The sequence below is a fragment of the Parvibaculum sp. genome, from assembly GCF_035511255.1.
In the GTDB taxonomy this organism is placed as follows: Bacteria; Pseudomonadota; Alphaproteobacteria; order Parvibaculales; family Parvibaculaceae; genus Parvibaculum.
Genome location: NZ_DATKFR010000457.1, coordinates 1 through 5,366, shown reverse-complemented (window position 1 = coordinate 5,366; position 5,366 = coordinate 1). Strand labels below are relative to the sequence as shown.

Here is a 5,366-nt window from a genome sequence, read left to right as displayed (position 1 = left end):
CACGCCGCGCTCTTCGAGATCGAGAGCGGGTTCTGCATCTCGGGACCTTGCGCTGGACGAAGGTTGACATCCATTCCGGTCGAAATCGTCTCCGGCGAGATCAGGATTGCGCTTGCTGGATGACTTGAAAGTCCGTCATTGCGAGGGGCGAAGGCCCGAAGCAATCCAGACTTTACGTGCCGCCTCTGGATTGCTTCGCCTTCGGCTCGCAATGACGCCCATCTTCAGATGGGCCTCACATTCGCCCTGAGCCAAGGCTCCAGATGTTCGAACCGGAAAGCGCCGCGCTCGAACAGCCCGATCATGAAGTCATAGGCCTCGACCGGATCGGCATCGAAGACAAATCCGTTAAGGCGCAAGAACACGTCGGCGACCGCGAAGGCGATGCGCTTGTTGCCATCGATGAATGGATGATTGACGGCGAGGCTTTCGAGTAGCGCCGCCGCCTCGGCGATCAGGTCGTCGTAATATCCGGTTTGCGGACGGAACAGCGCGGATTCGAGTGCGCCCATGTCGCGTACGCCGGCGGCACCGCCGTAAAGCGCAATCAGCTCCTCATGCATGGCGAGGACTTCGAGCGTCGTCAGATAATCGGGCATGCGCTACTTAGCGAGCCGCTTGTAGAGCTCCGCATTGCGCCGGACGCTGTCGCGGAAATGCGCCATGACGTTCTCGCGCGGGCGCTCACCCTTCTTGCGCGCGACATAATCCCGGAATGCCTCTTCGACCAAGGACTGAAACTGGCGCCCCTCGGTTTTGGCCAGTTCGCGCATCTCGGCAAGGAGAGCGGGATCGGCCTGGGTGGCGAATTTCTCCCGATCGGTCATATTCCATCGCCTTCTTGATAGAAATTGATATTTCAAGATATATCAAGATGAACTAGGGAGCAACCCTAACTCGCCAGAAACCGCCCGTAATCCTCAACCAGCCCCCGGGCCGAGAGCGCGATCAGCTCGCCGCCATCTTCCGCCGTGGCGAGTGTCGGATCGGAGCCGATGCGGCCGTCGGGGAATTTCGAGCGGTAGTCCTCGGCATCGGTGAAGCGGCCGGTCGGGGCGATCCTGGGGCTCATCTCGCGGCTCTTGATCGCGTCGGGATGCGCGAACCAGGTGACGGCGACTTCCGACGGCGTCGCGTGGCTGCCATGGGAGGCGCCGTATTTCGCCCGGCAGAAATCCATCACCGGCGCATAGTCCCACCAGTTGGCGAGCCTGCATTTGACCGGCCCGCGATTGGAGGCGTCGGCGCTGAGCGAGCGGTCGGCATAGATTTCCGAAAAGGCCGCATTGATGGTCGAGACGTTGCCGCCATGGCCGTTGAAGAAATAGACGCGCTCGAAGCCGTGCCGCGCCAGCGACGCGACCCAGTCGTGCAGCGCCGCGATCATCGTCGAGGGGCGGAGTGTCATCGTGCCGGGAAAGCCCAGATGATGCTGCGCAATGCCGACATTGAAAGTGGGCCCGACGAGAAAGCCCGCCTCGTCCGACGCGCGTCTGGCAATCACTTCCGGGCAGATCGCGTCCGTGCCGATGAGGCCCGTCGGCCCATGTTGTTCGGTCGAGCCGATGGGGATGACGATCCCGCGCGATCGCGCGAGATAATCCTCGATCTCCGGCCAGGTCGAAAGATGCAGCAGCATGACGGTTCCGTCTTCGCGGGTTAATCTCTCTTCCAATATGGTGCGATTGAGAAAGACTCCCAATGAAAATCGAGCCGCGACGCACGAGGCCCGGCGACTGGCCCGGGATCGCCCCACAACTCGCCGATGTCTTCATGGCGGCCCGTGCGGCCATGCTCTATCTGCCCGCGCTCCACACGGAGGAGCAAACCCGCGCCTTCATCCGCGACGTCGCGGCGACGCAGGAAATCTGGACCGTGACGCTGCCGCTTCACGGAACCGCGCGCATCGCCGGCTTCGGCACCATCCGCGATGAACTTGGCACCACATGGCTCGATCATCTTTATGTACATCCGGCGGTACAAAATCACGGGGTCGGCGACGCCCTTCTCGACGCCGTGAAAACGCAGCGTCCGCAAGGCTTCCGGCTCTGGACCTTTCAGCAAAATGCCGGGGCGCGGCGCTTCTACGAGAGCCGCGGCCTCGTCTGCGAACGCTTGACGGATGGCCGCGACAACGAGGAAAAGCTACCTGACGCGCTTTACGTCTGGCGCGGACAACAAGAAACGAAACGACCGTAACGGTGGAGGATCGCGTGAGCGAGGCACGAGCAAACGAGACCGGAAAGATGGCGAGCGACGTGACGGGCCCGTTGAAGGGCATCCGCATCGTCGATCTCACCAGCGTCGTCTTCGGCGCCTATGCGACGCAGATCCTCGGCGACTACGGCGCCGACGTCATCAAGGTCGAGGCGCCCTCGCCGACCGGCGGCGGCGGCTTCGGCGGCGACATCATGCGCTGGCCCGGCCACATTCCCGAAGGCGCCTCGTCCGATCTCGGACCGATCTTCCTGACCATCAACCGCAACAAGCGTTCGGTGCTGATCGATCTCGCAAAGCCCGCCGGTCGCAAGGCGCTCCTGAAGATCATCGCCACCGCCGACGTGCTGACCTCGAACGTCCGTTACGCCGCGATGAAGAAGCTCGGCCTCTCTTACGAAGATGTGAAGGCGGTGAAACCCGACATCGTCTTCGTCCATGCGGCGGGCTACGGCTCCGACGGTCCCTATGCCGGCCTCCCGGCTTACGACGATCTGATCCAGGCCGGCTCCGGCGCCGCCGAGATCCTGAGCGTCATGGACGGCAATCCGCAGCCGCGCTACGTGCCGACCATCATGGCCGACAAGGTCTCAGGCCTCTTCTTCGTCTCGGCCGTCACGGCGGCGCTCTTTCACCGCGAGCGAACCGGCGAAGGTCAGTTCGTCGAGGTGCCGATGCTCGAGGCCGTCACCTCGTTCCTGCTGGCCGAACATTTCTACGATCACGTCTACGATCCGCCGACAGGGCAATGGACCTATCCGCGCATCACCAATCCCGACCGCCGGCCTTATAAGACGAAGAACGGCCATATCGGCCTCCTGCCCTATTCCGACAAGCAGTGGGAAATCTTCTTCGAGCTGGCTGGCCGCCCCGGCGTCTTCGAGGATCCGCGTTTTGCGACCTACAAGGCGCGCACCCAGAACATCCGCGCGCTTTATGCGATGATCGAGGAGCTGACCGAGACCAAGACGACCGAGGAATGGCTGGCGCTTCTCATGCCGCGCAATATCCCGGCCGTGAAGATGAACCGCTTCGAGGATCTGCAGGACGATCCGCATCTGAAGGCGGTCGGCTTCTTCCAGCGCTACGAGCATCCGCATGCCGGACCCTATTTCGCCCTGAAGCCGCCGGTGCGGTTCAGCGCGACGCCGGCCAATATCCGCCGCCATCCGCCGAAGCTCGGCGAGCAGACGGCGGAGGTCCTGCGCGAGGTCGGCCTCACCGACGATGAAATTGCGGCGCTCGAACGTGACGAAGCTGCGACAGAAGCGAAAGCTACCCGCTGATACATTGACCCGCGTCGCGCGCGCCCCATAATACCGGCCAAAAGCAGGGTCGCCGGAAGCGGCTCAAATTTCGACGAGGAGCGCGCCCATGACGAACGAACTCTTTCCCGTGTCCGACGACTGGGCGGCGCGCGCGCATATCGACGCGGCGCGCTACAAGGCGCTTTACGAGGCGAGCCTGCGCGACCCGGAGACGTTCTGGCGCGAGGAAGCAACCCGCATCGACTGGATGAAACCCTTCACCAAGGTGAAGAACGTCTCCTACGATCCGAAGAACCTGCACATCAAATGGTTCGAGGATGGCGAGCTCAACGCCAGCGTCAATTGCGTCGACCGCCACCTGAAAGAGCGTCCCGATCAGGTCGCGATCATCTGGGAAGGCGACGATCCGAAAGATTCGAAGAAGATCACCTATAAGGAACTCCACGCCGAGGTCTGCCGCTTCGCCAATGTGCTGAAGGCGCAGGGCGTCAAGAAAGGCGACCGCGTCACGATCTATATGCCGATGATCGTCGAGGCGGCTTACGCGATGCTCGCCTGCGCCCGCATCGGCGCCGTGCATTCGATCGTCTTCGGCGGCTTCTCGCCGGACAGTCTCGCCGGCCGCATTGTCGACTGCGCCTCGACCGTGATCGTCACCGCCGATGAAGGTGTGCGCGGCGGCCGCAAGATTCCGCTGAAGGTCAACACCGACGAGGCGCTGAAGAAATGCCCCGGCGTCACCAGCGTCATCACCGTGCGCCATACGGGCGGCGCGGTGGCGATGCAAGGAGGCCGCGACGTCTGGTATCACGAAGAGGCGGCGAAGGTCTCGGCCGACTGCGCCCCCGAAGTGATGAACGCGGAAGATCCGCTCTTCATCCTTTACACGAGCGGATCGACCGGCAAGCCCAAGGGCGTGCTCCACACGACGGGCGGCTATCTCGTCTACGCCTCGATGACGCATCAGTATGTCTTCGACTATCAGGACGGCGACATCTACTGGTGCACGGCCGATGTCGGCTGGGTCACGGGCCACAGCTATATCGTCTATGGACCGCTGGCCAACGGCGCGACGACGCTGATCTTCGAGGGCGTGCCGAACTATCCGGACAATTCGCGCTTCTGGAACGTCATCGACAAGCATCAGGTCAATATCTTCTACACCGCGCCGACGGCGCTGCGCGCATTGATGCGCGAAGGCGACGAGCCGGTGAAGAAGACGAGCCGCAAGAGCTTGCGTCTCCTCGGCTCGGTCGGCGAACCGATCAATCCGGAAGCCTGGCTCTGGTATCACCGCGTCGTCGGCGAAAGCCGCTGCCCGATCGTCGATACCTGGTGGCAGACCGAAACCGGCGGCATCCTCATCTCGCCGCTCCCCGGCGCCATCGCGCAGAAGCCGGGCTCGGCGACGCTGCCCTTCTTCGGTGTGCAGCCCGTCGTCGTCGACACGGAAGGCAAGGTGCTCGAGGGCGAGGCGACCGGCAATCTCTGCATCGCGGACTCATGGCCGGGCCAGATGCGCACGGTCTATGGCGATCACCAGCGCTTCATCGACACCTATTTCATCCAGTATCCCGGCAAATATTTCACCGGCGACGGCTGCCGGCGCGATGCCGACGGCTATTACTGGATCACCGGCCGCGTCGACGACGTACTGAACGTCTCCGGACATCGTCTGGGTACGGCGGAAGTCGAAAGCGCCCTGGTCGCCCATCCCAAGGTCGCGGAAGCGGCCGTCGTCGGCTACCCGCACGACATCAAGGGCCAGGGCATCTATGCCTATGTGACGCTGAATGCCGGCGAACAGCCGACCGACGCGCTCCGCAAGGAACTCGTGCAATGGGTCCGGAAAGAGATCAGCCCCATCGCCGCGCCGGACCT

General features: G+C 63.0%; 6 protein-coding genes. 3 read left to right on the top strand and 3 right to left on the bottom strand.

Features of this window, described 5'->3' with window-relative positions:
* Nucleotides 1–224 precede the first annotated feature (224 nt).
* The 3 genes from VMR03_RS17085 to VMR03_RS17075 all read right to left on the bottom strand — a co-directional run bounded on the left by VMR03_RS17085 (nucleotide 225) and on the right by VMR03_RS17075 (nucleotide 1,639).
* A complete protein-coding gene (locus VMR03_RS17085) occupies nucleotides 225–599 on the bottom strand; it encodes a type II toxin-antitoxin system death-on-curing family toxin (RefSeq protein WP_325407349.1) in 375 nt (124 codons plus the stop codon).
* Between the two features lie 3 nt (nucleotides 600–602).
* Nucleotides 603–827, bottom strand: a complete 225-nt coding sequence (locus tag VMR03_RS17080; RefSeq protein ID WP_325407347.1) for a hypothetical protein — start codon at nucleotides 825–827, stop codon at nucleotides 603–605.
* A 65-nt stretch (nucleotides 828–892) separates the two neighbouring features.
* Complete coding sequence (locus VMR03_RS17075; RefSeq protein ID WP_325407345.1) at nucleotides 893–1,639, bottom strand: creatininase family protein; 747 nt, start codon at nucleotides 1,637–1,639, stop codon at nucleotides 893–895.
* A gap of 62 nt (nucleotides 1,640–1,701) precedes the next feature.
* On the opposite strand from VMR03_RS17075, the gene VMR03_RS17070 reads away from it, so the two are divergent.
* The 3 genes from VMR03_RS17070 to acs all read left to right on the top strand — a co-directional run.
* Nucleotides 1,702–2,199, top strand: a complete 498-nt coding sequence (locus VMR03_RS17070) for a GNAT family N-acetyltransferase (RefSeq protein WP_325407344.1) — start codon at nucleotides 1,702–1,704, stop codon at nucleotides 2,197–2,199.
* A gap of 14 nt (nucleotides 2,200–2,213) precedes the next feature.
* Complete coding sequence (locus VMR03_RS17065; protein WP_325407343.1) at nucleotides 2,214–3,503, top strand: CaiB/BaiF CoA-transferase family protein; 1,290 nt, start codon at nucleotides 2,214–2,216, stop codon at nucleotides 3,501–3,503.
* Between the two features lie 88 nt (nucleotides 3,504–3,591).
* Nucleotides 3,592–5,366: acetate--CoA ligase (acs, locus tag VMR03_RS17060; RefSeq protein ID WP_325407342.1), on the top strand; the 1,775-nt coding region annotated here is incomplete at its 3' end.